General features: G+C 69.8%; 21 protein-coding genes. 14 read left to right on the forward strand and 7 right to left on the reverse strand.

Annotation, left to right across the window (positions count from 1 at the left end):
* Window positions 1-41: 41 nt before the first annotated feature.
* Both EFL95_RS18825 and EFL95_RS18830 read right to left on the reverse strand, forming a co-directional pair.
* Window positions 42-767, reverse strand: a complete 726-nt coding sequence (locus tag EFL95_RS18825) for a DUF4190 domain-containing protein (RefSeq protein WP_123235651.1) — start codon at window positions 765-767, stop codon at window positions 42-44.
* 29 nt (window positions 768-796) lie between these two features.
* Window positions 797-1,273, reverse strand: a complete 477-nt coding sequence (locus tag EFL95_RS18830) for a septum formation family protein (protein WP_183407270.1) — start codon at window positions 1,271-1,273, stop codon at window positions 797-799.
* 78 nt (window positions 1,274-1,351) lie between these two features.
* Between EFL95_RS18830 and EFL95_RS18835 the strand changes: the two genes are divergently transcribed.
* Window positions 1,352-2,509 carry a CaiB/BaiF CoA transferase family protein gene (locus EFL95_RS18835; protein WP_123235653.1) on the forward strand — a complete coding sequence of 386 codons (1,158 nt, stop codon included), beginning with the start codon at window positions 1,352-1,354 and terminating at the stop codon, window positions 2,507-2,509.
* Window positions 2,510-2,520: 11 nt separating this feature from the next.
* On the opposite strand, the gene EFL95_RS18840 is transcribed toward EFL95_RS18835, so the two are convergent.
* Window positions 2,521-3,681: a PucR-like N-terminal domain-containing protein gene (locus EFL95_RS18840; RefSeq protein ID WP_123235654.1), complete on the reverse strand. Its 1,161-nt coding sequence runs from the start codon at window positions 3,679-3,681 to the stop codon at window positions 2,521-2,523.
* Window positions 3,682-3,770: 89 nt separating this feature from the next.
* Here EFL95_RS18840 and EFL95_RS18845 point away from each other — a divergent pair, with 89 nt between their 5' ends.
* Together EFL95_RS18845 and EFL95_RS18850 are read left to right on the forward strand one after the other, a co-directional pair.
* The gene (locus EFL95_RS18845; RefSeq protein WP_123235655.1) at window positions 3,771-4,913 is read left to right on the forward strand and encodes a ferredoxin reductase; all 1,143 of its coding nucleotides are present in this window, start codon (window positions 3,771-3,773) and stop codon (window positions 4,911-4,913) included.
* Between the two features lie 8 nt (window positions 4,914-4,921).
* Window positions 4,922-6,157: a fatty acid desaturase family protein gene (locus EFL95_RS18850; RefSeq protein ID WP_123235656.1), complete on the forward strand. Its 1,236-nt coding sequence runs from the start codon at window positions 4,922-4,924 to the stop codon at window positions 6,155-6,157.
* A 7-nt stretch (window positions 6,158-6,164) separates the two neighbouring features.
* On the opposite strand, the gene EFL95_RS18855 is transcribed toward EFL95_RS18850, so the two are convergent.
* The gene (locus EFL95_RS18855; protein WP_123235657.1) at window positions 6,165-6,917 is read right to left on the reverse strand and encodes a VldE C-terminal domain-containing protein; all 753 of its coding nucleotides are present in this window, start codon (window positions 6,915-6,917) and stop codon (window positions 6,165-6,167) included.
* Window positions 6,918-7,111: 194 nt separating this feature from the next.
* Between EFL95_RS18855 and EFL95_RS18860 the strand changes: the two genes are divergently transcribed.
* The 4 genes from EFL95_RS18860 to EFL95_RS18875 all read left to right on the forward strand — a co-directional run bounded on the left by EFL95_RS18860 (window position 7,112) and on the right by EFL95_RS18875 (window position 12,873).
* A complete protein-coding gene (locus EFL95_RS18860; RefSeq protein WP_123235658.1) occupies window positions 7,112-8,326 on the forward strand; it encodes an acetyl-CoA C-acetyltransferase in 1,215 nt (404 codons plus the stop codon).
* A gap of 31 nt (window positions 8,327-8,357) precedes the next feature.
* On the forward strand, window positions 8,358-10,541 hold the full coding sequence (locus EFL95_RS18865; protein WP_123235659.1) for a 3-hydroxyacyl-CoA dehydrogenase NAD-binding domain-containing protein: 2,184 nt from the start codon (window positions 8,358-8,360) through the stop codon (window positions 10,539-10,541).
* A 99-nt stretch (window positions 10,542-10,640) separates the two neighbouring features.
* The gene (locus EFL95_RS18870) at window positions 10,641-11,366 is read left to right on the forward strand and encodes an ABC transporter ATP-binding protein (RefSeq protein WP_123235722.1); all 726 of its coding nucleotides are present in this window, start codon (window positions 10,641-10,643) and stop codon (window positions 11,364-11,366) included.
* Window positions 11,341-12,873 carry a hypothetical protein gene (locus EFL95_RS18875; protein ID WP_123235660.1) on the forward strand — a complete coding sequence of 511 codons (1,533 nt, stop codon included), beginning with the start codon at window positions 11,341-11,343 and terminating at the stop codon, window positions 12,871-12,873. The genes EFL95_RS18870 and EFL95_RS18875 overlap by 26 nt, the downstream gene beginning before the upstream one ends.
* 13 nt (window positions 12,874-12,886) lie before the next feature.
* Here the strand turns inward: EFL95_RS18875 and EFL95_RS18880 are convergent, their stop codons facing one another.
* Complete coding sequence (locus tag EFL95_RS18880; RefSeq protein ID WP_123235661.1) at window positions 12,887-13,651, reverse strand: hypothetical protein; 765 nt, start codon at window positions 13,649-13,651, stop codon at window positions 12,887-12,889.
* A 262-nt stretch (window positions 13,652-13,913) separates the two neighbouring features.
* Between EFL95_RS18880 and EFL95_RS18885 the strand changes: the two genes are divergently transcribed.
* From EFL95_RS18885 to EFL95_RS18915, 7 genes are read left to right on the forward strand one after another with little or no spacing between them, the layout of a single operon-like run.
* A complete protein-coding gene (locus EFL95_RS18885; protein ID WP_148045114.1) occupies window positions 13,914-14,129 on the forward strand; it encodes a hypothetical protein in 216 nt (71 codons plus the stop codon).
* A 9-nt stretch (window positions 14,130-14,138) separates the two neighbouring features.
* Window positions 14,139-15,905 carry a DUF4012 domain-containing protein gene (locus EFL95_RS18890; protein WP_123235663.1) on the forward strand — a complete coding sequence of 589 codons (1,767 nt, stop codon included), beginning with the start codon at window positions 14,139-14,141 and terminating at the stop codon, window positions 15,903-15,905.
* Window positions 15,906-15,949: 44 nt separating this feature from the next.
* Window positions 15,950-17,197: an acyl-CoA dehydrogenase family protein gene (locus tag EFL95_RS18895; RefSeq protein ID WP_123235664.1), complete on the forward strand. Its 1,248-nt coding sequence runs from the start codon at window positions 15,950-15,952 to the stop codon at window positions 17,195-17,197.
* A complete protein-coding gene (locus EFL95_RS18900; RefSeq protein ID WP_123235665.1) occupies window positions 17,197-17,970 on the forward strand; it encodes an SDR family NAD(P)-dependent oxidoreductase in 774 nt (257 codons plus the stop codon). The genes EFL95_RS18895 and EFL95_RS18900 overlap by 1 nt, the downstream gene beginning before the upstream one ends.
* Window positions 17,967-19,046 carry a phosphotransferase family protein gene (locus EFL95_RS18905; RefSeq protein WP_123235666.1) on the forward strand — a complete coding sequence of 360 codons (1,080 nt, stop codon included), beginning with the start codon at window positions 17,967-17,969 and terminating at the stop codon, window positions 19,044-19,046. Before EFL95_RS18900 ends, EFL95_RS18905 begins: the two co-directional genes overlap by 4 nt.
* A gap of 2 nt (window positions 19,047-19,048) precedes the next feature.
* The gene (locus EFL95_RS18910; RefSeq protein WP_123235667.1) at window positions 19,049-19,699 is read left to right on the forward strand and encodes a histidine phosphatase family protein; all 651 of its coding nucleotides are present in this window, start codon (window positions 19,049-19,051) and stop codon (window positions 19,697-19,699) included.
* 8 nt (window positions 19,700-19,707) lie between these two features.
* On the forward strand, window positions 19,708-20,475 hold the full coding sequence (locus EFL95_RS18915; protein ID WP_123235668.1) for an SDR family oxidoreductase: 768 nt from the start codon (window positions 19,708-19,710) through the stop codon (window positions 20,473-20,475).
* On the opposite strand, the gene EFL95_RS20095 is transcribed toward EFL95_RS18915, so the two are convergent.
* Window positions 20,459-22,009, reverse strand: a complete 1,551-nt coding sequence (locus tag EFL95_RS20095) for a PH domain-containing protein (protein WP_123235669.1) — start codon at window positions 22,007-22,009, stop codon at window positions 20,459-20,461. The genes EFL95_RS18915 and EFL95_RS20095 overlap by 17 nt on opposite strands.
* The gene (locus tag EFL95_RS18925; RefSeq protein WP_123235670.1) at window positions 22,006-22,509 is read right to left on the reverse strand and encodes a PH domain-containing protein; all 504 of its coding nucleotides are present in this window, start codon (window positions 22,507-22,509) and stop codon (window positions 22,006-22,008) included. The genes EFL95_RS20095 and EFL95_RS18925 overlap by 4 nt, the downstream gene beginning before the upstream one ends.
* Window positions 22,510-22,616 lie beyond the last annotated feature (107 nt).

Here is a 22,616-nt window from a genome sequence, read left to right on the forward strand (position 1 = left end):
CGATGCTAAGTCCACCCCACCTCGTTGCGGACCTGTTCGGGTCAGCCGCCGGTGAGGTAGGCGTCGTCGATCGAGCCGGCCCGCCGGGTGTCGTACTCGACGAGGCAGGTCAGCTCACGGTCCCCGTGGTCCCACGAGCGTTGGGACGGGTAGACGTAGTCGACGCTCACCCGTTTGTCGTCGTAGGCCTGCGGGTGGTCCTCCTCGAGGCGCCGGAAGCAGTCGGTGTCGGCGCGCTTCCTGACCTGGGTGATACCGGGGTAGCGGCCGCTGGGCAGGTCGATCACGGCGAAGACCTCGCCCTCGTGCGCCAGGGCACAGGCGACCGGTTCGATGGATTCCGCCTTCAGCTCGCCCACCAGTCCGTTGACGCACTGGCCGACCTTGAGCCCGAAGCTCGCGTGTCGGCTCGGGCTCGGCTGGCTCACATCGCTGCCGTCGCTCGAGCTGATCAGCGCGACGGTGAACCCACCGATCAGCCAGACGACGTTCAGCACGATCCCGGCGATCGCGAGCCCCTTGCCCTTCTCGCCGGACTTGGAGGCCTGCACCAGGCCGACGATCCCGAAGATGATGCCGAGGAAGCAGATCGGGATGATGCCGAAGACGAGTGCGGCGATCGTGAAACCGTTCGTGCCGGACTTCGGCTGCTCGTACGGGGACCCCGCCGGTGGCCAGGGCGGGTACTGCCACGGCGGCGGCGGTGGAGGAGGCGCCGGCCACTGGTGCCCGTACGGGGGCGGCGGGTCGACCGGCGGCTGGCTCACGCGGCGATGCTAGATGTTCGGGGCAGCCCTCAGCGGGTGAAGGAGAGTTTCTGCGGCGACGTCGCCGCCAGGAGGCAGACCACGCGCCGGTCGCCCTTGTTCCAGGCCTTCTCCTCCGGGCGCACGAACCAGCGCTGGTAGGTCGCCGTCGCCGGCGGCAGGTCGTGGACACCGCACGCGGTCCGCGCCAGATCGTTGACCCCGCCGACGCCGGGGTAGGGAACGCCGACCGGTTGCGGGATCCGGGTGAGCAGGTAGACCTCCGAGGAGTGCTCGTGCGTGCACGGCACGGCGTGCACGGCGGTGTTCTTCGCGCCGAAGACGAACGGGTCGGTGATGCAGTCCCCGACCCGGAGGTCGTGCACCAGAGCCCGACCAGCCCGGACGACGGAGCCGCTGGCGTCACGTTCCGGCGGGCGGAACTTGACGTAGACGACCCCCACGGCGACGAGCACACTCACGACGCAGAAGGCGGCGAGCCCGATCAGGCGGTTCCGAGACCTCACCGGCGTGATGCTAGGCGTGATCGGTCCGGTTCATGGGCGGATCGCAACCGTGACAGTAAATCTGTCATGATCCCCAGCATGGCTATCGAACTGGGACAGGGCACCGGCCCGCTCAAGGGCATCAAGGTCGTCGAGATCGCGGGCATCGGCCCGAGCCCGCACGCCTGCACGCTGCTCGCCGACCTCGGCGCTGACGTCATCCGGGTCGAGCGCCCGGGCGGCCAGATGCTCACCGGCGGCAGCCACGACTTCCTGAACCGCGGCCGGCCCAGCGTCGCGCTGAACCTCAAGGACCCGGCCGCGGTCGAGACCGTGCTCCAGCTCGTCGAGGACGCGGACGTGCTCGTCGAGGGCATGCGCCCCGGAGTCACCGAGCGGATGGGCCTCGGCCCGGACGACTGCTTCGCGCGCAACCCGCGCCTCGTCTACGGCCGGATGACTGGCTGGGGCCAGACCGGTGAGTGGTCGCAGGCCGCCGGTCACGACATGAACTACATCGCGATCACCGGGACGTTGTTCGGTCTCGGCCAGACCAAGGACCGTCCCCAGTTCCCGACCAATCTCGTCGGCGACTTCGGCGGCGGCTCGATGTACCTCGTCGTCGGCATCCTCGCGGCGCTGCTCGAGGCCCGGGTCAGCGGCCAGGGCCAGGTCGTCGACGCCGCCATCGTCGACGGCACCGCGCACCTCAACGCGATGACCGCTGCCTTCCTCGAGGGCGGCAACTACCGGGAGGAGCGCGCCGCGAACCTGCTGGACGGCGGTGCGCCGTACTACGACATCTACGAGACCGCCGACGGCAAGCACATGTCGGTCGGCTCGCTGGAACCGCAGTTCTACGAGATCCTGATCGACCTGCTCGGGGTGCGGGACACGGCTCCCGACCGGTTCGACTTCGCCAAGGTCGACGAGCTCCGCGCGGTGTTCACGGCGAAGTTCGCCGAGAAGACCCAGGCCGAGTGGTGCGCCGTCTTCGACGGCACCGACGCCTGCGTGGCGCCGATCATCCCGCTCACCGAGGCGTTCGAGCACCCGCACATGAAGAGCCGCGAGGTCTTCGTGAAGCACCACGGCCGGATGCAGCCGGCACCGGCGCCGCGGTTCTCCCGGACCGGCGCGACCCTGGGCCTGCCGCCGGCCGGAGGGGCCGGGGAGCACACCCGCGAGGCGCTGGCTGCCTGGGGCATCGACAACGTCGACGCGCTCATCGGTTCGGGCGCCGCCGTCCAGATCTAGCCCGGACCGGCTCAGGCCAGCGCGATCACCGCGTCGCGGACGAATTCGGGATCGGTCAGCCGGTCGCCGTACAGGTCGCGGAGCTGGCCGACCCGGTAGCGCACGGTCTGCGGGTGCACGAACAACGCCGCGGCGACCTCGTCGCGCCGGCCCTGGTGCAGCAACCATGCCCGCAGGGTCTGCTCGAGCTTCTCCTGGGCAGCTGGCCGGACGGCGTCCAACGGTGCGAGGACGCGCGTCCGGAGGTCCGCCCGGGCGTCCGGCGCCGCCGTGACCACGAGGTCCGCGAGGTGCTGGTCGGTGTCGCCGAACAGGCTCAGCCGGTAGGCGTGCAGGGCGCGCAGGTACGACGTACGGACGGACGTCCACGGAACCGCCGGCCCGACGATCGCCTCGGTGTCCGCCGCGGCGCGCAGGACCGCGGCGCGGGCCCGGTCGGTGGGCATCGGGACCAGCACGACGTTCCAACCCGAGTCGAGCTCGTCCACCTCGTCGGCCAGATACAGGCTGCGGCTGTCGAGCTGGGCACGCGCGCCCCGGATCCGTGCCTCGGGGGCGACGAGGGCCGCCAGCCGCGTCGGCGGATTCCAGTCGGCCCGCTCGGCTGCGGAGACCAGCTCCTCCTCCGGCGCGCCGTCGAGGAGCCGGACCGTGAGCCGGTCGAGCCGCCGCTGACGGAGCCGGCCCGAGGTCGCGAGCTCGTCGGCATGACCGCTGACGCTGGCGTCGGAGAGCTCGTCGATGTAGGCGAAGACCAGCTCGGCGAGTCGGGCCAGCATCGGGGCGGACAGTCCGGCCGAGACCGCCGAGGTGCTCATCTCGCGCCAGGCGACCCGGGCCCCGACCCGGTAGGCCTGGGCGAGCGCGTCCATGGTCCGACCGCTGCGAGCCTCGCCACGGCCGAGTGCGTAGGCCGCCTCGAGCACCGCCTCGATCTGCTCGCCGGCGTCGATGCCCTCCCGGCGGCTGGCCAGGTCGAGGAATCCGTCCAGGGCGGTCTTCACCGCGATCTCGATGTTGCGGCCCATCTGCCCGCGGAACGGGTCCCGGTAGCTGGGCACCTCGCTGATCACCGCGGCGATCACCTGCTCGGCGACCTGGGCGATGTCGGTGCGCATCACCGCGGCGACATCGGGAGGTAGCCGTAACGCCATCTGAGAGCGGTCGCTCATGACTTCTTTATACGCTACGAACAAAAGAGAGCGCTAGATTCACTTGGCCAGGTCATGAGTTTGATCCGTGCGGACGTCATGCTTGCACCATGACCGACACACTCCTGCGCCCGAGCGAGGACCGCGCCACCCTGCGCGGTCGCCTGGTGCAGCTCGCCGAGGCGGCCACCACGCCGTTGATGCCGGCCGACTACCTCGACCTGATCGCTCCGCTGCGCCGCGGCACCGACCTGCGCGGTCGGATCGTCTCGGTGCACCCGGAGACCCGGGACGCGGCGACCATCGTGCTGCGGCCCGGCGTCGACTGGGCCGGTCACGTGCCGGGCCAGTACCTGCGGATCGGTATCGACGTGGACGGTGTCCGCGAGTGGCGGGCGTACTCGCTCACCCACGGACCGCGGGCCGACGGCTGCATCTCGATCACGGTCAAGGCCGTGCCGGACGGCAAGGTGTCGAACCACTTGGTGCACGCCGCGAAGCCCGGGACGCTGGTGCACCTGGAGCAGGCGGCCGGGGACTTCGTGCTCCCGTCCTCGCGGGGTGAGCTCGTCGAGACCAAGCTCCTCTTCGTCACGGCCGGGTCGGGGGTCACGCCGGTCATCGGGATGCTGCGCAACCTCTTCCCGGTGACGGACTCCGGCGTCGTGGACCTGCCGCGCAGCGCCGACCTCGACATCGTGGTGGTGCACGTCGCGCCGAGCGAGCCGGACTCGATCTTCCTCGACAACCTGCGCGAGCTCGATGCCCACGGCGCCGTCCGCCTGGTCCCCCGGTACGACGACGTGCACGGCGTCCTCGACGTCGCGGAGCTCTCCTCGCTGGTGCCCGACCTCGCCGAGCGCACCACCTACGCGTGCGGGCCGAGCGGTCTGCTGGACGCGCTCACCGCGCACCACGAGGCGGCCGGCCTACCGCTGTTCACCGAGCAGTTCCGCGCCGGGTTCGTCGAGGCGGGTGAGGGCGGAACCCTGACACTGGCCGACGGCCGCACCGTCGAGGCGGACGGTGCGACGCCGCTGCTCGACGTGGCCGAGGCCGCCGGCGCGCTGATGCCGAGCGGCTGCCGGATGGGCGTCTGCTTCGGCTGCGTCGTCCCCCTGAAGGAAGGCGCCGTGCGCGACCTGCGCAACGGCGCGATCACCACCGTCGACCCGATCAGCTCCGCCGCCGGCGGCGTACCGATCCAGACCTGCATCAGCGCCGCAGCCGGCGCCTGCCACATCGAGCGATAGGCCACGAGATGACCACCATCCAGAAGAAGAACGTCGACCCGACCGCGCACCTGACGCCCGAGGACATCGAGCAGCTCGGCATCGAGCTCGACGCCATCCGCCAGTCCGTGCTCGACGTGCGCGGCGAGGCCGACGCGAAGTACATCCGCAACGTCATCAAGACCCAGCGCGGTCTCGAGGCGGGCAGCCGCGCGGTGCTGCTGTTCTCGATCTTCCCGCCGGCCTGGCTGCTCGGCACCGCCGGCCTGAGCGTCGCGAAGATCCTGGAGAACATGGAGATCGGGCACAACATCCTGCACGGCCAGTGGGACTGGATGCGCGACCCGAAGATCCACTCCACCACCTGGGAGTGGGACATGGCGACGCCCGCCAAGCAGTGGCAGCACTCGCACAACGAGCTGCACCACACCTACACGAACGTCGTCGGCAAGGACAACGACCTCGGCTACGGGATCATGCGGGTCGACGAGGAGCAGCGCTGGCACCCGTTCTTCCTGGCCCAGCCGTTCTGGAACTTCATCAACGCCTGCTTCTTCGAGTACGGCATCGCTGCCTACGACCTGGAGCTCGGCAAGAACCTGAAGATCAAGAAGGAGAACCGCAGCGAGGAGTTCCAGGCCAACGTCAAGGGCGTGCTGGCCAAGATCCGCAAGCAGGCGACCAAGGACTACCTGGTGCACCCGGCGCTCTCGCTGCCGACCGGCTCGTTCCTGCCGACCCTGGCCGCGAACTTCACCGCCAACGTGGTCCGCAACCTGTGGAGCCACTCGGTGATCATGTGCGGTCACTTCCCCGAGGGGGTCGAGACCTTCGAGAAGAAGTCGATCGACGGTGAGACCCGCGGCGAGTGGTACCTGCGCCAGATGCTCGGCTCGGCCAACATCTCCGGCGGCCCGGCGATCCACATGATGACCGGCAACCTGAGCTTCCAGATCGAGCACCACCTGTTCCCCGACCTGAACAGCAACCGGTACGCCGAGATCGCTCCGCAGGTGCAGGCGCTCTTCGAGAAGTACGGCCTGAACTACCACACGGCCCCGTTCCCCCAGCAGGTGTACTCGGCGTGGCACAAGATCGTGCGGCTCTCGCTGCCGAACGGCTGGCTCGACGAGACCAACGCGAAGAACCTGCCGACCCAGCTGGTCAAGCTCTACAAGCTGACCACCGGCGGTCCGAAGGTGCGCCGGATGATCGAGCTGGCCGACCGTCGCGCTGCGAACGACAAGAAGCTCGCCGCCGCCTGACCAGGCGTCAGTCGGTCACGTCGTAGTGCACGTGGTCGCGGTGCTCGAGGATCGCGCGCTCCGCAGCGTTGTGCGCGTTCTGCGGGTCGGGCACGACGTAGTGCCGCCAGCCGTCGCGTCCCCGTGAGGCCGTCCAGATCCGGTCGTCGAAGATCACCGTCTCGATGGCCAGCCGGGACGCGTTCGCGACGAGGTACTGCGCGAGCTGCCAGCCGCGGTTCTTGTTCGCCGCGGTGATCGGGCGGAAGAACGTGTCGACGGCGCGGCCCTCGTAGTGGGCCGACCCCGGCATGTGCCCGGTGTGCACGCCGCCCGGGGCGTAGCCGCCGAGCGGGAGGTCCCCGAACCGCTTCAGCACGTCCTGCCGGACCCGCTCGGCCCGGGCTGTCAGGCCACGGCTGTCGAGGGTGTCCGGCTCCGACGTACCGGCTCCGCCGCTGCGGCAGGAGAGTGCCGCGTGCAGCCGGCCGGTGACGGCCTTCGCGACCAGGGCCGCGTCGTCGGGGGCGAGACCGGGTGCGGCCCGGTGCACGAGGGTCTTCGCCGCGGGGCCGCTCGGGCGCACCTGCGGCGCCAGCGCGGTGGTCACGGCCTCGGCCTGGTCGCTGCTGAGGTCGACCGTCCGTCCGCCCGCGGTGACCGTGCACGCCGGCCCGCTGAGCATCCGGGTGAAGATCACCACCGAGCCGGCGAGCAGCAGCAGAACGGCGGTGCCAACGACGATCCGACCGCGCCGGGTCAGGCTTCCACGAGTGCTCACGAGTCCCAGTCTTCCCAGCAGGCGCACCGTGTACCTCGTCCGCAGGTACCGACCTGCGGGCCCTGGGGAGGAGCCGCTCCGTCCGTGACGTGGACCACAGGCACCCGGCCATTGACCTTGACAGTATTACTGTCACAATGGCTGAGGCGCTCCTTCCCTGCGCGCCTTCACTTCGACATTGAGTTGGGACGGTCATGGCACAACCCGAAGCTTTTGTGTACGACGCCATCCGCACGCCGCGCGGCAAGGGCAAGAAGGACGGATCGCTGCACGCGACGAAGCCCGTCGACCTGGTCGTCGGTCTGATCGACGCGATCCAGGAGCGCAACCCGAACCTGGACCCGAACCGCGTCGACGACGTCGTCCTCGGTGTCGTCTCCCCGATCGGTGACCAGGGCGGCGACATCGCCAAGACCGCCGCGCTCGCCGCGGGTCTGCCCGAGACCGTCGCCGGCGTCCAGCTCAACCGCTTCTGCGCCTCCGGCCTGGAGGCCGTCAACCAGGCCGCCGGCCGGGTCCGCTCCGGCTTCGAGGACCTGATCCTCGCCGGTGGTGTCGAGTCGATGTCCCGCGTCGCGATGGGCTCCGACGGTGGCGCCTGGGCGGCCGACCCGCACACTGCGTTCCAGACCTCCTTCGTCCCCCAGGGCATCGGCGCCGACCTGATCGCCACCCTCGAGGGCTGGAGCCGCGAGGACGTCGACACCTACGCCTCGCAGTCGCAGGACCGGGCCGCCAAGGCCCAGGCCAACGGCTACTTCGACAAGTCCGTCGTGCCGGTCAAGGACCTCAACGGCCTGACCGTGCTCGGCCGGGACGAGTTCATCAAGCCGGGCACCACGCCGGAGAAGCTCGCCGGACTGAAGCCGTCCTTCCAGATGCACGGTGACCTCGGCTTCGACGACGTCGCGCTGCAGAAGTACCACTGGGTGGAGAAGATCAACCACGTCCACCACGCCGGCAACAGCTCCGGCATCGTCGACGGTGCGGCCCTGGTCGCGATCGGCACCGAGCAGGTCGGCAAGGACCTCGGTCTGGCCCCGCGGGCCCGGATCATCTCCGCCGCCGTCTCCGGCGCCGACCCGACGATCATGCTCACCGGTCCGGCTCCGGCTGCCCGCAAGGCGCTGGCCAAGGCCGGTCTGGAGGTCGAGGACATCGACCTGTTCGAGATCAACGAGGCGTTCGCCGCGGTCGCGATGCGGTTCATGCGCGACATGGGCATCTCCGACGAGATCACCAACGTCAACGGCGGCGCGATCGCCATGGGTCACCCGCTCGGCGCGACCGGCGCGATGATCCTCGGCACCCTGATCGACGAGCTCGAGCGTCGCGACCAGAAGCGCGGCCTGGCCACGCTCTGCGTCGGCGGCGGCATGGGCATCGCCACCATCGTCGAGCTCGTCTGAGCTCCCCACTCCGAGTCTTCAAGGAATACGCATGTCTGAATCCGCTGTGAAGTACGAGAAGGACGCCGACGGCATCGTCGTCCTGACGCTGGACGACCCGACCGCCAGCGCGAACACCATGAACGAGCTGTACGGCCGTTCGATGGACGAGGCCGTCACCCGGCTCGAGGCCGAGAAGGACTCGATCACCGGTGTGGTGATCACCTCCGCGAAGAAGACCTTCTTCGCCGGCGGCAACCTGAGCGACCTGATCAAGGTCGGTCCGGACCAGGCCGACGAGATCTTCGAGAAGGGCCAGGCCGTCAAGGCCCAGCTGCGCCGCATCGAGCTCCTCGGCGTTCCGACCGTCGCCGCGATCAACGGCGCCGCCCTCGGCGGTGGCCTCGAGATCGCGCTGGCGTTCAACCACCGGATCGCGGCGGACACCCGCCTCGAGATCGGTCTGCCGGAGGCCACCCTCGGCCTGCTGCCCGGCGGTGGCGGTGTCACCCGCACCGTGCGTCTGCTCGGCATCCAGTCCGCGCTGCTCGACGTCCTCCTCCAGGGCACCCGGTACCAGCCGGCCGCCGCGCTGGCCAAGGGCCTGATCCACGAGATCGTCCCGGCCGACCAGCTCGTCGACGCCGCGAAGAAGTGGGTCCTGGACAACAAGGACAACGACGAGGCCAAGAGCCAGCCGTGGGACCGCCCGGGTTACAAGATGCCCGGTGGCACCCCGTCGAGCCCCTCGCTGGCCGGCATGCTGCCTGCCTTCCCGGCCACCCTGCGCAAGCAGCTCAAGGGCGTCCGGATGCCGGCTCCCGAGGCGATCATGGCGGCGGCCGTCGAGGGCGCCCAGGTCGACTTCGACAACGCGGCCACCATCGAGTCGCGCTACTTCGCCTCGCTCGTCGTCGGTCAGACCGCGAAGAACATGATCCAGGCGTTCTTCTTCGACCTGCAGCAGATCAACTCGGGCGCGCTGCGTCCGCAGGGCGTGGAGAAGTTCCAGCCGACCAAGGTGATCGTGCTGGGCGCCGGGATGATGGGCGCGGGCATCGCCTACGTCTGCGCCCGGGCCGGCCTGGAGGTCGTGCTCAAGGACGTCTCGCTCGAGGCGGCCGAGAAGGGCAAGTCCTACACGGCCAAGCTGAACGAGAAGGCCGTGTCCCGCGGCAAGCTCACCCAGGAGAAGTCGGACGAGCTGCTCGGCCGGATCCTGGCGACCGACAACCCGGCCGACGCCAAGGGCTGCGACCTGGTCATCGAGGCCGTCTTCGAGGACCCTGCGCTGAAGAACAAGGTCTTCGCCGAGATCGCCGAGCACATCAACAGCGACGCGCTGCTGTGCTCGAACACCTCGACGCTGCCGATCACCGAGCTGGCCGCCGGTGTCGACCGTCCGGCCGACTTCATCGGTCTGCACTTCTTCTCGCCGGTCGACAAGATGCCGCTGGTGGAGATCATCCGCGGTGCGGAGACCACCGACGAGACGACCGCCAAGGCGATCGACATCGTCCAGCTCATCAAGAAGACGCCGATCGTCGTCAGCGACAGCCGCGGCTTCTACACCTCGCGCGTCATCGGCACCCAGATCAACGAGGGCATCTCGATGCTCGCCGAGGGCGTGCACCCGATGAGCATCGACCGGGCGACCACCATGGCCGGCTACCCGGTCGGCCCGCTGCAGATCAGCGACGAGCTGAACATGGAACTGATGTACAAGATCCGCAAGGCGTCGATCGAGGCGACCGAGCGCGACGGCGGCACCTGGGTGGCGCACCCGTCGGAGGTCGTCATCGACAAGATGATCGAGCTGGGTCGCTCCAGCAAGCTCGTCGGCAAGGGCTTCTACGAGTACGACGAGAACGGCAACCGGACCGGCCTGTGGCCCGGGCTGGCCGAGGCGTTCCCGGTCGCTGCCGAGCAGATCCCGCTCGAGGACATCCAGGACCGCCAGCTGGTCGTCGAGGCCATCGAGACCGTCAAGTGCTTCGACGAGGGTGTGCTGCACTCCGCCGCCGAGGCCAACATCGGCTCGATCTTCGGCATCGGCTTCCCGGCGGTCAAGGGTGGCGCGATCCAGTACATCAACGGCTTCGAGGGCGAGGCGGGCCGTGGCCCGGCCGGCTTCGTCGCCCGGGCCCGCGAGCTCGCCGCGAAGTACGGCGAGCGCTTCGAGCCGCCGACCAGCCTGGTCGCGGTCGCGGAGAGCGGCGGCACCTTCCCCGCCTGATCGACACCTGAGCCGAAGCCCCCGACTGGTCTGGTCGGGGGCTTCGGTCATTTCGGGCATTCTTCGCCGCGGTCAGGACGAGTCTTGGAGAATGCCTGGGTGAGCAGCTCAGGGGGGAACGAGATCGAGCGCATCCACATCCGCGGGCTGTGGGTGCGCTTCGGCTCGGTGGAGGCCGTGCGCGGGATCGACATCTCGGCGTACGCCGGACGCGCGACCGCCCTCCTCGGGCGCAACGGGGCCGGCAAGTCGACCACGATGCGGGTGCTCGCCGGCGTGATCCCGCCGACCGAGGGGGAGGTGGTCGTCGACGGTGTCGACGTCCGCCACGACCCGCTGACCGTGAAGCGCTCCACCGGCTTCTGCCCGGACGTCGGCGGGCTGGTCCCGCGGGCGACGCCGTGGGAGCACCTCCAGCTGGCCGCCCGGTTGCGCCGGATGCAGGGCTGGGAGCTGCGCGCCCAGGACCTGCTCGAACGCTTCGACCTCGGCGCCGCGGCGCACCGGGTCACCGGCGGGTTCAGCCACGGCATGGGTCGTCGGCTCTCGGTGGTGCTGGCTGCCTTCCACGAGCCGTCGGTGCTGCTGCTCGACGAGCCGTTCGATGGCGTCGACCCGCTCGGGGTCGAGGCCACCCAGCGGGTGATCTCGGACGCGAAGGACCGCGGTGCCGCCGTGCTCGTCTCCACCCACCTGCGCGACCTGGCGATGGAGGCCTGCGAGGACGCCCTGGTCCTGCGCGGCGGCTCGGCGGTCGCGGCACTCGGGTCCGAGGACCTGGTCGGGGAGGACGGCGCTCGTGCCTACCGAGCACTCCTGGACTGAGCTCCGCCGCGGCGCCGAGGACCTGCGCGCCCTGCTGGCGTTCCGTCGCAGCGGCCTGACCCCGGTCTCGCGCAAGCGGCTGCGGATCGGCGGCGGCCTCGTCATCACGCTCACCGTCGCGGCGATTGCGCTGCCGGCGTACCTGAAGGAGCCGCTGGGGCGCAACGTCGGCGACCTGGTCGCGATCATGCCGACCTTCTACCTCGGCTTCCTCGTGCTCTCCGTGCTCGCGGCGGTCAGCTCCGGCGGTGGGCGCGAGCTCGTCCCGCGCGACCAGGCCGTCGCCTACCCGGTCTCGACGGTCACCGAGCACCTCGGCGCCCTGCTGCTCGCCCCGCTCAACGTCGCCTGGCTGATCCAGGCCTGGGCGCTGCTCGGCAGCACGACCTACATCTTCGGACCGCACTACCTCCCCGCCCAGGTGACGCCGGTCCTGCTCTGGATCGTGCTCTCCACCGCGGTGGGTCAGGTCGTCGGGTGGGCCTTCGAGGGCATCCGTCGCGGCCCGCACGGGACCTGGGTCGCGCGGGGCATCACGACCGCTTTCGGGGCCGGCGTCCTCGCCCTGGTCCTGACCCACACGCTGACCAACGTGCTCGACCACAGCCCGACGGTGCGCATCTACCTGGCTGCCAGCTACGGCGGTGGTGCCGACTGGGGACGGTGGAGTGCGTACGTCGCGGTTCTACTGGCGATGATCGCCGCCGCCGTGCTGATCGGGCTGCTGCCGGCGCGGTGGGCCCTGCAGCGCCCGCAGCGGGAGGAGCTGCGACTGGAGTCCGGCCACCACGAACCTCCGCCGAACCCGCGCTCGGACCTGGTCGCGATGGTCCGGCTGGACCGGGCCTCGGTCTGGCGCTCGGTTCCGCTGCGCCGCGGCCTGCTCGTGCTCGGGATGATGCCCGGGGTGGTGGCCCTGGGCGGTGCGCTGACCTGGGACCTCGTCACGATCCTGCCGGGCTTGGTGGCTTCTGGCGGCGCGCTGCTGTTCGGGGTCAACGCCTGGTGCCTGGACGGTCGCGGCGCGCTCTGGCGCGACAGCCTGCCGACCTCGCCACGGATCTCCTACCTGGCCAAGGTGGTCGTGCTCTTCGAGGTGCTGCTCGTGACGGGCCTGATCACGATCGCACTGGCGGCGTTCCGCGCGGGTCGCCCGACGGCGGCCGAGCTGGTCTCGGTGCTCGCGGCCCTGGTGGTGGTGGCCGCCCAGGTGGTGGCGACCTCGATGCGCTGGTCGGTGACCCGGCCCTACGCCTCGGACATGCGCAGCGCCCGGGCGACGCCCGCACCGCCGGTGGTGATGGCCGGCTACTCGGCCCGTCTGGCCGTGAAGACCACGGTCGTCGGGCTGGTGTTCTCGGCGACCGCGATCGCGAGCACCTGGCTGGTGCCGTTCCTGGTCGCGGTGCCGATGCTGCTCTGGTCGGCGTACCGCCTGGCGCGCACCGAGTCGGCCTGGGCCGAACCTCTGGTGCGCGCCAGGGTGGTCGCCGTGGTCGCGAGCTAGCGCCCCGGGGCGACTACTTCTTCGAGGACTTCGCGCAGGCCGAGGCCTTCTTGTCGCTGGCCGCGTTCAGCGCGGTCGCGTCGGAGGACTGGGTCTGGTTGGCCACGATCAGCTTCTTGATGTCGGAGATCGGCATCGTCCGCTTGAAGCACGCCTCGAGCTTGGCGGCGTCGATCGTCTTGTCGCTCTTGGCGACCTGCTGGGCCTGGACCTTCTGGTAGTCGACGCAGCCGAGGAACGCGTCCGCGTAGTTGCCGGAGGTCTTCGCGTCGAGGTCGGCGCCCGCGGTGTTGAACTCACCGGTGTCGGTGATCACCTGGGAGGAGAGCAGCCGCTGCACCCCGGCAGTCTTGACGAACTTGCTCGCGAAGCACGTGACGTCGCTGTCGTCCAGCACGCCGGTGGTCGACTTCTCGAACGCCGTGGTGACGGTCTTGTCGTAGGCCTTGAGGGCGTCCTTCTCGTTGATGCAGTCGAGCAGCGCCTTCGAGAACGCGTTCGACGTCTTCTTGTCGACGTTCGCGCCGTTGGTGTTGTAGCTGTCGTCAGCGGCGACCGCCTTGGCGGACTTCAGCTTCTTCTCGCCCACGTCCCCGACGAACTTGTCCGCGACGCAGGTCGCGTCCTTCTTGGACAACAGCGCGTCGTCCGGCTTGGAGATCGCCGTGGCGATCGTCTTGGAGATCTTCTGCTCCGTCTTGGTGAGCTTCACGCCGCCGCAGGCGGTCGCGAGGAGCAGGACAAGGACACCGAGGGCAGCCGGAAGGGCCTTCTTCATGGTTTCTCCGAATGTCGAACGAGGCGCAGAGCGCGCGCGGAATCGGGTCCACCCTGCCCTATCGACCTGTGAAGGAGCCAAACGCGTCTCAGCCCGAGGTCGGGACCCTCGGATACGTAACCTCGCGTCAGGTTTCTCGTTGAGCCGAGTGATCGTGCCAAAGGATCCGGGGGGAGCCTTTGGGATTCATGGCGTCGTTCTGGGAGACCGAAGCATGAAAAAGTACGGGTATGTCTTGCTTGTGGCTATTGTCGCGCTGCTCGTGAGCGTGGGCTTGGCGACCTCCGCCGATGCGAAGGCTGATGCGAAGTCCCGGTCGACCACGACCCAGCAGGTCGGCGCGAGCCAGCCGACCCCTGCCGGCCCGGACCGAATCGTGCTGCTCAGCGGCCTGGTGCTGCTGCTCGCGGGTGCCACCGCCGTGACCGTCGCGCGACGCAACGCGGAGGAAGTCGAGCTTCCTGGTCAGACCGCCTAGTCTTCCCCCGTGGTGATCTCGCCTGGGTTCAAGCTGTCGCGCCGTCACGTGGTTGTGGGGCTGAGCCTGATCGGGTTCTTCATCGTCGGGATCTTCGCCTGGCAGGCCTGGACGGCATCGCGAGCGCTCCTCGACGCCCGCACCCACGCCGAGACCGTGCAGAAGCGGATCAAGGCGGGCGACTTCGACGGAGCCAACCGAGCGCTGGCCGAGCTGCGCTCGAACACCAGCAAGGCGCACGACTCGACCGACGGCCTGCTCTGGGACCTCGGCAAGCACATCCCGTACTTCGGTCGGAACGTGGGCGCGGTGCAGACCGTCTCCGAGGTGCTGGACACCGCCACCCAGGTGAACGCGCCGATCGCGCTCGAGCTCAGCCGGGCTGTCGACGCCGGGGTGTTCCGACCGGACAAGGGCCAGCTCAACCTGACCGAGATCCAGAAGCTGACGCCGAAGGTGAATCGCGCCGCCGCCTCGATCGAGAAGGCCAGCCGCGACCTCGACGGGATCCGCAGCGGCAAGCTGGTCTTCCCGTTCAACGACCTCGTCGGTGACCTCAAGGACGAGGTCGAACGCGCCCGGTCCGCCTCGACCGCGACCGCCACGGCCTTCGACCTGATGCCGCAGATGCTCGGCGCCGACCAGCCGCGCGACTACCTGCTCATCATCCAGAACCCCGCCGAGCTGCGCGCCACCGGAGGTCTGCCCGGATCGCTGGCGGTCCTGCACGCGGACAAGGGCCGGATCACCATGGGGTGGCAGGGCTCCGCCGGGGACGTGAACCCGTTCAGCGGGCCCGTGGTGACGCTTCCCAAGGACACCCTCCAGCAGTACGGGCCGACGATGGCCACCGACTTCCGCGACATCAACTTCACCCCGGACTTCCCCCAGGCCGCCCAGATCGCCAAGGCGATGCTGGCCCAGAAGCTGAAGATCCACGTCGACGGCGTGGTCTCGGTCGACCCGCTCGCCCTGGCCGGTCTGATGCAGGGCACCGGGCCGATCAACGCCGGCCACGGCGTGGTGCTGACCGCGAGCAACGTGGTGCCGGTGCTGCTGAACCAGACCTACCAGTCGATCCAGGACGCCGCCGCTCAGGACACCTTCTTCGAGAACGTCGCCCGGAAGATCTTCGACGCGGTCACCACCGGCCAGGGCAACCAGCAGCTCGCCATCACCGGGCTCGCCAACGCGACCAACCAGCACCGGGTGCAGCTGTGGTCGGACCGCGATGACGAGGAGTCCCGCCTGGCCGGGACCGCGGTCGGCGGTGCTCTCGGCGGGAAGTCGGGGAGGACGCCCCAGGTCGGGATGTACATCAACGACTCGACCGCCGGGAAGATGGACTACTACCTGCAGTACCGCAGCTCGGTCTCCGCGGTCGACTGCCGCCGGCACGGTGCCCAGGACCTGCGGGCCTCGGTCTCCTTCGTCTCCACGATGCCGAAGGACTACCAGCGGCTCTCCGAGTTCATCACCGGGACCGGTGCCTACGCGCCCAAGGGGACGATCGCGTTCAACCTGCGCTTCTACGCCCCGTACGGCGGGGAGATCGTCGGCCTGACCGTGAACGGCAAGCCGAACTCGGCGACCGCGGACCTGCACCACGGCCGCCAGGTGGCGTTCCTCCCGGTCGCGCTCAAGCCCCAGGAGCAGGTCATCGTGACCGCCGACATCCGCACCGCCCCCGGCCAGGACGGCGACGGCGTCTTCAGCTTCACCCCCGGGATGATCCCGGCGCCGAACGGGGTCACGTTCACCTCGGCCTGTGACTGACCTCGCTGTTCCGACGGAACCGTGACAGCGCTACTGTCATCGTCATGGATTTCTCTCCCTCGCCGCGCGCTGCCGAGCTGACCGCGCTGGTCTCCGCATTCGTCCGTGACGAGATCGAGCCGCGGATGGCCGAGTACCACCACGACGTCTCCGCCGCGCGGGAGTCGGGCACCTGGGCGGAGTCGCCGATCATGGCCGAGCTCCGCACCAAGGCGCGGGCCCAGGGGCTCTGGAACCTCTTCCTGCCGGTCGGCCACGACCAGCCGTACGCCGAGCAGTTCGGCACCCACGGCGGGGCCGGCCTGAGCAACACCGACTACGCGCCGCTGGCCGAGCTGATGGGGCGGGCGACCTTCCTGGCGCCGTACGTCTTCAACTGCAACGCACCCGACACCGGCAACATGGAGGTGCTGCTCAAGTACGGCACCGACGAGCAGAAGAAGCAGTGGCTCGAGCCGTTGCTCGACGGGCAGATCCGCTCGGCGTTCGGGATGACCGAGCCGGGCGTCGCGTCCTCCGACGCCACCAACATGGCGGCCACCGCGGTCGTCGACGGCGACGAGGTCGTGGTCAACGGTCGCAAGTGGTTCTCGACCGGCGTCGGACACCCGGACTGCAAGATCATGATCTTCATGGGGCTCTCGGATCCCGACGCCGACCGCCACCACCGGCACACCATGGTGCTGGTGCCGCTGGACAGCCCGGGCGTGAAGATCGAGCGGATGCTCTCGACGATGAACGTGTACGACGAGCCTGTCGGCCACGGCGAGGTCTCGTTCGACAACGTCCGGGTGCCGAAGGACAACATCCTGCTCGGCGAGGGACGCGCGTTCGAGATCGCCCAGGGCCGTCTCGGTCCGGGCCGCATCCACCACTGCATGCGCCTGATCGGCCAGGCCGAGGTCGCCCTCGAGCTCGCCATCAAGCGTGGCACCTCGCGGACCGCGTTCGGCAAGCCGCTGGTCAAGCTCGGCGGCAACCAGGAGCGCATCGCGGACGCCCGGATCGCCATCGACCAGGCCCGGCTGCTGGTCCTGAACGCGGCCTGGAAGCTCGACGTCGGCGGCCCGCTGAACGCGCTGTCCGAGGTCAGCCAGATCAAGGTGATCGTGCCGAACGTCGCTCAGCAGGTCATCGACATGTCCATCCAGGTGCACGGGGGTGGCGGACTCGCCCAGGACTCGATGCTCTCGGCGATGTGGACCAACGCGCGCGCCCTGCGGCTGGCCGACGGACCTGACGAGGTGCACCGCGGCGTGGTCGCCCGGCTGGAGATCGGCAAGCACCTCTGATGCGTGCGCTCGTGACGGGCGGGGCTTCCGGGCTGGGTGCTGCGCTGTGCCGGGCCCTGGTCGCCCGCGGTGACGAGGTGCTGAGCGCCGACGTGAACCCGCCCGCCGAGCCGCTCGACGGGGTCGAGTACCTGACCCTCGACGTCCGCTCCGACGACGACTGGGCCGCGGCGCACGCGCGGGTCCTGGAGAAGTGGGGCGAGCTCGACCTGCTCTTCAACAACGCCGGCGTCGCCGGTGGCGGCCGGGTCGACGTGGCCGGGATGGACGAGTGGGAGTGGATCACCCAGATCAACCTGTTCGGCGTCGTCCGCGGTACTCGTGCCTTCGTCCCGCTGATGAAGGCCCAGGGCAGCGGCACCATCGTGAACACCGCCTCGCTCGCGGGTCTCGTGCACCCGGCCGGGATGGGCTCCTACAACGCGGTGAAGGCCGCGGTGGTCGCGTTCTCGGAGACCATGGGGCACGAGCTCGCCGAGTTCGGGATCAAGGTCAGCGTGGTCTGCCCGTCGTACTTCCGCACGCCGCTCATCGACAACATGCAGGGGACCGACGTCGCGATCGGCTCGGTGATCGGGGCGCTCGTCGCGAACTCACCGACGAGCGCCGACGACATCGCCGCGGCGGTGCTCGCCGGGATCGAGGCCGGCGACGAGGTGATCCTTCCCGACGAGGCAGCGCGCGCGGCGTACGGGCTCAAGGTCGCGGACCGCGACGGCTACAACCAGGTGATGCGGCACCAAGCCGCCCGGCTGAACGCGATGGGGTCATGACGCAGATCGAAGGAGCATCCGCAGTCCGTTCCGAGGACGCCTTCGACCTCGAGGCGGTCCGGGCATGGCTCGCCGGGCACGGGGTCGACCTCGCGGGCGAGGTCGAGATCCAGCAGTTCGGCGGCGGCGCCTCGAACCTGACCTACTCCCTGCGCACCGCGGACCAGGACCTGATCCTGCGCCGGCCGCCGGTCGGCAAGAAGGCAGCGGGCGCGCACGACATGGGGCGCGAGTTCCGGGTGCAGTCGGCGCTGAAGGCGCCCTTCGGGCTGGTGCCGGACATGGTCGCCTTCTGCGACGACGAGTCCGTCCTCGGCTCGGACTTCTACGTGATGCAGCGGCTCGACGGCGTCATCCCGCGTCGCGACCTGCCGCCCGGTCTCGAGCTCGACGAGGGTGCTGCGCGGGCGCTCTGCACCACCTTCGCCGACACCCTGATCCAGCTGCACCGGGTGGACACCTCGATCCCGGAGGTCGCGGCGATCGGCAAGGGCAGCGGGTACGTCGAGCGGCAGATCACCGGCTGGTCGACCCGCTACCGCAACGCGATCACCTCGGACGCCCCGAGCTTCGAGGGCGTGATGAGCTGGCTGGCCGAGACGATGCCGGCCGACGTGGCGAACTGCGTGATCCACAACGACTTCCGCTTCGACAACGCGGTGCTCGACAAGGGCATCCTCGACGGCGAGCCGGCGCGGATCATCGGCGTCCTGGACTGGGAGATGGCCACCCTCGGTGACCCGCTGATGGACCTCGGCGGCAACCTCGCCTACTGGGTGACGCCCGAGGACGACGAGGGCTTCCAGCTGGTACGCCGCCAGCCCAGCAACCTGCCCGGCATGTTCAGCCGCGCGGAGTTCGTGGAGTACTACTGCGCGCAGATGGGCTACTCGGTCACCCCCGAGCAGTGGAAGTTCTACGAGGTCTACGGGCTGTTCCGCTTCGCCGTGATCGCCCAGCAGATCTACTACCGCTACTTCCACGGCCAGACCACCAACCCGATGTACGCCGCGTTCGGCCAGGCCATGCCCTACTACGAGGACCGCTGCCTGCGGATCATCGGCGGAGGCGCCTGAGCGTGGGTCAGATCCTGCTGGTCCGGCACGGCCAGGCGTCGTTCGGCTCGGCCGACTACGACGCGCTCTCGCCGCTCGGCTTCGAGCAGTCCCGGATGCTCGGCGAGGCACTAGGGGCGCGCGGGATCGTCGCTGACGCGGTGGTGCACGGGACGATGCGGCGGCACCGCGAGACGGCCGAGACCTGCGCCGCCGCGGCCGGGTGGTCCGCGGCTGCGACGGTCGATCCGGGCTGGGACGAGTTCGACTTCCTCTCAGTCCTGGCGGTGCACCCGCACGAGTACGGCCCGGAGCCGACCAAGGCCCAGTTCCAGCTGATCTTCGAGGAGGCGACCGGTGCTTGGATCGCCGGCGCAGACCGCGAGTACGCCGAGACCTTCACCGGCTTCAGCGCCCGGGTGCACGAGGCGCTCGAGCGGGTGCGCTTGTTCGACGGGACCGTGGCCGTCTTCACCTCGGGGGGACCGATCGGCTGGGCTGTCTCCGAGGTCCTCGCCGAGGGCGGGAGCGCCGATCTCTGGACGCGGCTGAACCGGATGGCCGTGAACTCGGCGCTGACCCGGCTGGTGTCGGGCTCGCGCGGCCTGAACCTGCTGACCTACAACGACCAGTCCCACCTCGACGGCGTCGCGGGCGCCGTCACCTACCGATAGGCGACCCCATGTCACAGCACAGTTCAAGCAGGGCGATCCTCATCACCGGCGCGAGCAGCGGCCTCGGGGCCGAGATGGCACGGCAGTTCGCGGCCAAGGGCTACGACCTCGCGCTGTGCGCCCGGCGCACCGAGAAGCTGGACTCGCTCAAGGCCGAGATCCTCGCCGCGGACCCGAACCGGCGGGTCGAGCTCCGGGCGCTCGACGTCACCGACGACGACCAGGTCTTCGAGGTCTTCCGGGCGTTCAAGGCCGACTTCGGCACCATCGACCGGATCATCATCAACGCCGGCCTCGGCAAGGGCGCGCCGCTCGGCACCGGCAAGTACTACGCCAACCGCGAGACCGCGATGACGAACTTCGTCGCCGCCCTGTGCCAGTCCGAGGCGGCGATGGAGATCTTCCGCGAGCAGAACGCCGGGCACTTCGTGATGATCAGCTCGATGTCGGCGGTGCGCGGCATGCCGAAGACGCTGACCACGTACGCCGCCACCAAGGCCGGCGTCGCCCACCTCGCCGAAGGTCTGCGCGCCGAGCTGTACGGCAAGCCGATCAAGGTCACCGTGCTCTACCCCGGCTACATCGCCTCGGAGATGAACGACCGCATCGACGGCAAGAAGAACCCGATGATGGCCTCCACCGAGGACGGGGTGAAGTCGATGGTCTCCGCGATCGAGCGGGAGGTCGGCTCGGCCTCGGTGCCGGCGCTGCCCTGGGCGCCGCTCGGCGTCGTCATGAAGCACGCGCCGATGCCGATCTTCAAGAAGCTGATCTGACCAGGAACTGGCTGACGAGGCCGGGAACGGCTGCGTCGGCGAGCGCCACGGCGGTGGCCTCCTCGACGTCGAGCACCTCGTAGGACTGCCGGCCGGCCGCGGTTGTCGCGGTCAGCGACACGAGTCCGGCCCGGCGCTGGAAGAACGTCTGCTTGATGTTCCAGCCGATGACGCCGGTGCGCTGCAGCGCGTCCCGACGACCCCGGAAGCAACCCCACCGCATCACCACGTACGCCGGGGTGAGCGCGTGTCCGAGCCGCTGGTAGCGGTCCCGCGCGAGGAGGACGCCGAGCACCGGGAGCGGCGCGGTCAGGACGACCCACCACCACGGCGTCGGGCCGAGCAGCACCAGGAGCAGCAGGACCAGCGGGACCAGGGCGAGCGGGACGATCGCCCGGATGTAGCGGCGGCGCTGCGCCGCTGGGCCGTGCTGGACCAGGTCCGCGTGCAGCGGCCCGGCCTCGGCGAGGACGTGCTCACCGACCCCGATCACGACCGGTCGCGGTGCCGCCGGGACCATCGGCGAGCTGCCTTCCGAGCGTCGGTCCAGACCCGTGACGATCGCGTTCAGCCGGCCGGCTCCGGCCAGTCGCAGTCCTAGCGGTTCGTGCACCTCCAGGCCTCGCAGCCGGTCCAGGTCGATCGTGGTCTCGCGGGTCGTCAGCGCGCCCCGGCGTACGTGGTAGGTGCGGGAGCGGTCCTCGCGGGTCAGCGTGAAGCCCCAGTTCTGGAGCAGGTAGCCACCGCTGGCCAGGATCGCGGAGAGGACGACGAACCCGGCCACCAGGCTGAGCACCAGGACGGAGACGGCCACGTCGGCGAGGCTGCTGACCGCGTCCGAGTTGGCGATGTCGGAGATCAGGTTGCTGCCCGCGAGCGGACCTCCGACGGCGCCGAGTGCACCGACGGCGATGAGCACGCCCGAGGAGGTCAGCGGCGCGTAGCGGACCCAGCGAGGGTCGAAGCGGAGGATGACGTGGCTCGCCGGCGCTGCGGCCGGCCCAGCAGCGGTTCCTGGGCTGGTTGAGCCTGTCGAAACCTCGGGCGCGCGGTGCAGCAGCTCGGTGCGCAGCCGTTGAGCCTCCTCGCGACCGAGGGAGTCGAGCACCAGCCGGGAGTCGCCGCCCTTCTTGGCGCTGCCGGTGCCGATCTCGACCTTCTCCAGGCCGAGCAGCCGGTGGATCAGGGTGGCGGTCAGCTCGACGGTGCGGACCCGGTCCAGGGGAGCGGTGAGCACGTTGCGGCCGAGGATGCCGCGGTGCAGCTCGATCTGCCCGGGCGTGATCCGGAACTTGGTGCTGGCGAAGCGGATCAGGCCGATCGCGATCGGGATCGCGACCCCGATGTAGTGCCACGGCCCGCCGTTCTCGCCCCCGGAACCGAGCACGAAGATGCCGATGATGACCGGCAGGAACCGGATCACCTCGTTGACCGGGTGCACCAGCAGCATCCGCAGGTCGAGGCGGCGCCACTCCGCGTCGTGGCGGAGTTCGCTGACGGGCTCGCTGACGGGCTCGCTGACGGGCTCGCTCACGTGGCGTCGCCGCCCTCGGCCTCGGCCCGCCGGGTGAGGTCGTCGACGAGGCGTTCGGCGGTGACCCGGTCCAGGCCCTCGATGCGCAGCGGGCCGGCTGCCGAAGCGGTGGTGACGGTGACGGTCGCCAGCCCGAGGACGCGGCCGACCACGCTCTGCTCGAGGTCGACGGTCTGCACCCGTGACATCGGAGCGATCCGGCGCTCGCGGGCGATCCAGCCGGTCTGGGTGTAGACCGCGGTGGCCGTGGTCTCCCAGCGGTGCACCCGGTAGCGGTAGATCGGCATCAGCACCACGTCGGCCAGCGCGACCACGGCGTACATGATCCACACCCAGAGGGGAAGGTCCCAGGCACCGGTCAGCTGGAGGACCAGGGCCACGACGAACGGGACCAGGGCGCGGATGGCCGCGCCCGTCCGCCAGACGATGCGGGCTCGAGGTGAAACCAGGTTGGCCGGGTCGCGCAGGACCGGTCCGGAACCGAGCTCGGAGTCAGCCATGCCGACACCCTAGTCAGGCGAGCAGCAGGTCGATCGCTGGTTTTTGGCCTGACCGCCCTAGTCGGCCTGGTCACCCTGGTCACCGCGCGAGCGCAACGGATGCCGCA

The sequence above is a fragment of the Nocardioides marmorisolisilvae genome, from assembly GCF_003725775.1.
Lineage (GTDB): Bacteria > Actinomycetota > Actinomycetes > Propionibacteriales > Nocardioidaceae > Marmoricola > Marmoricola marmorisolisilvae.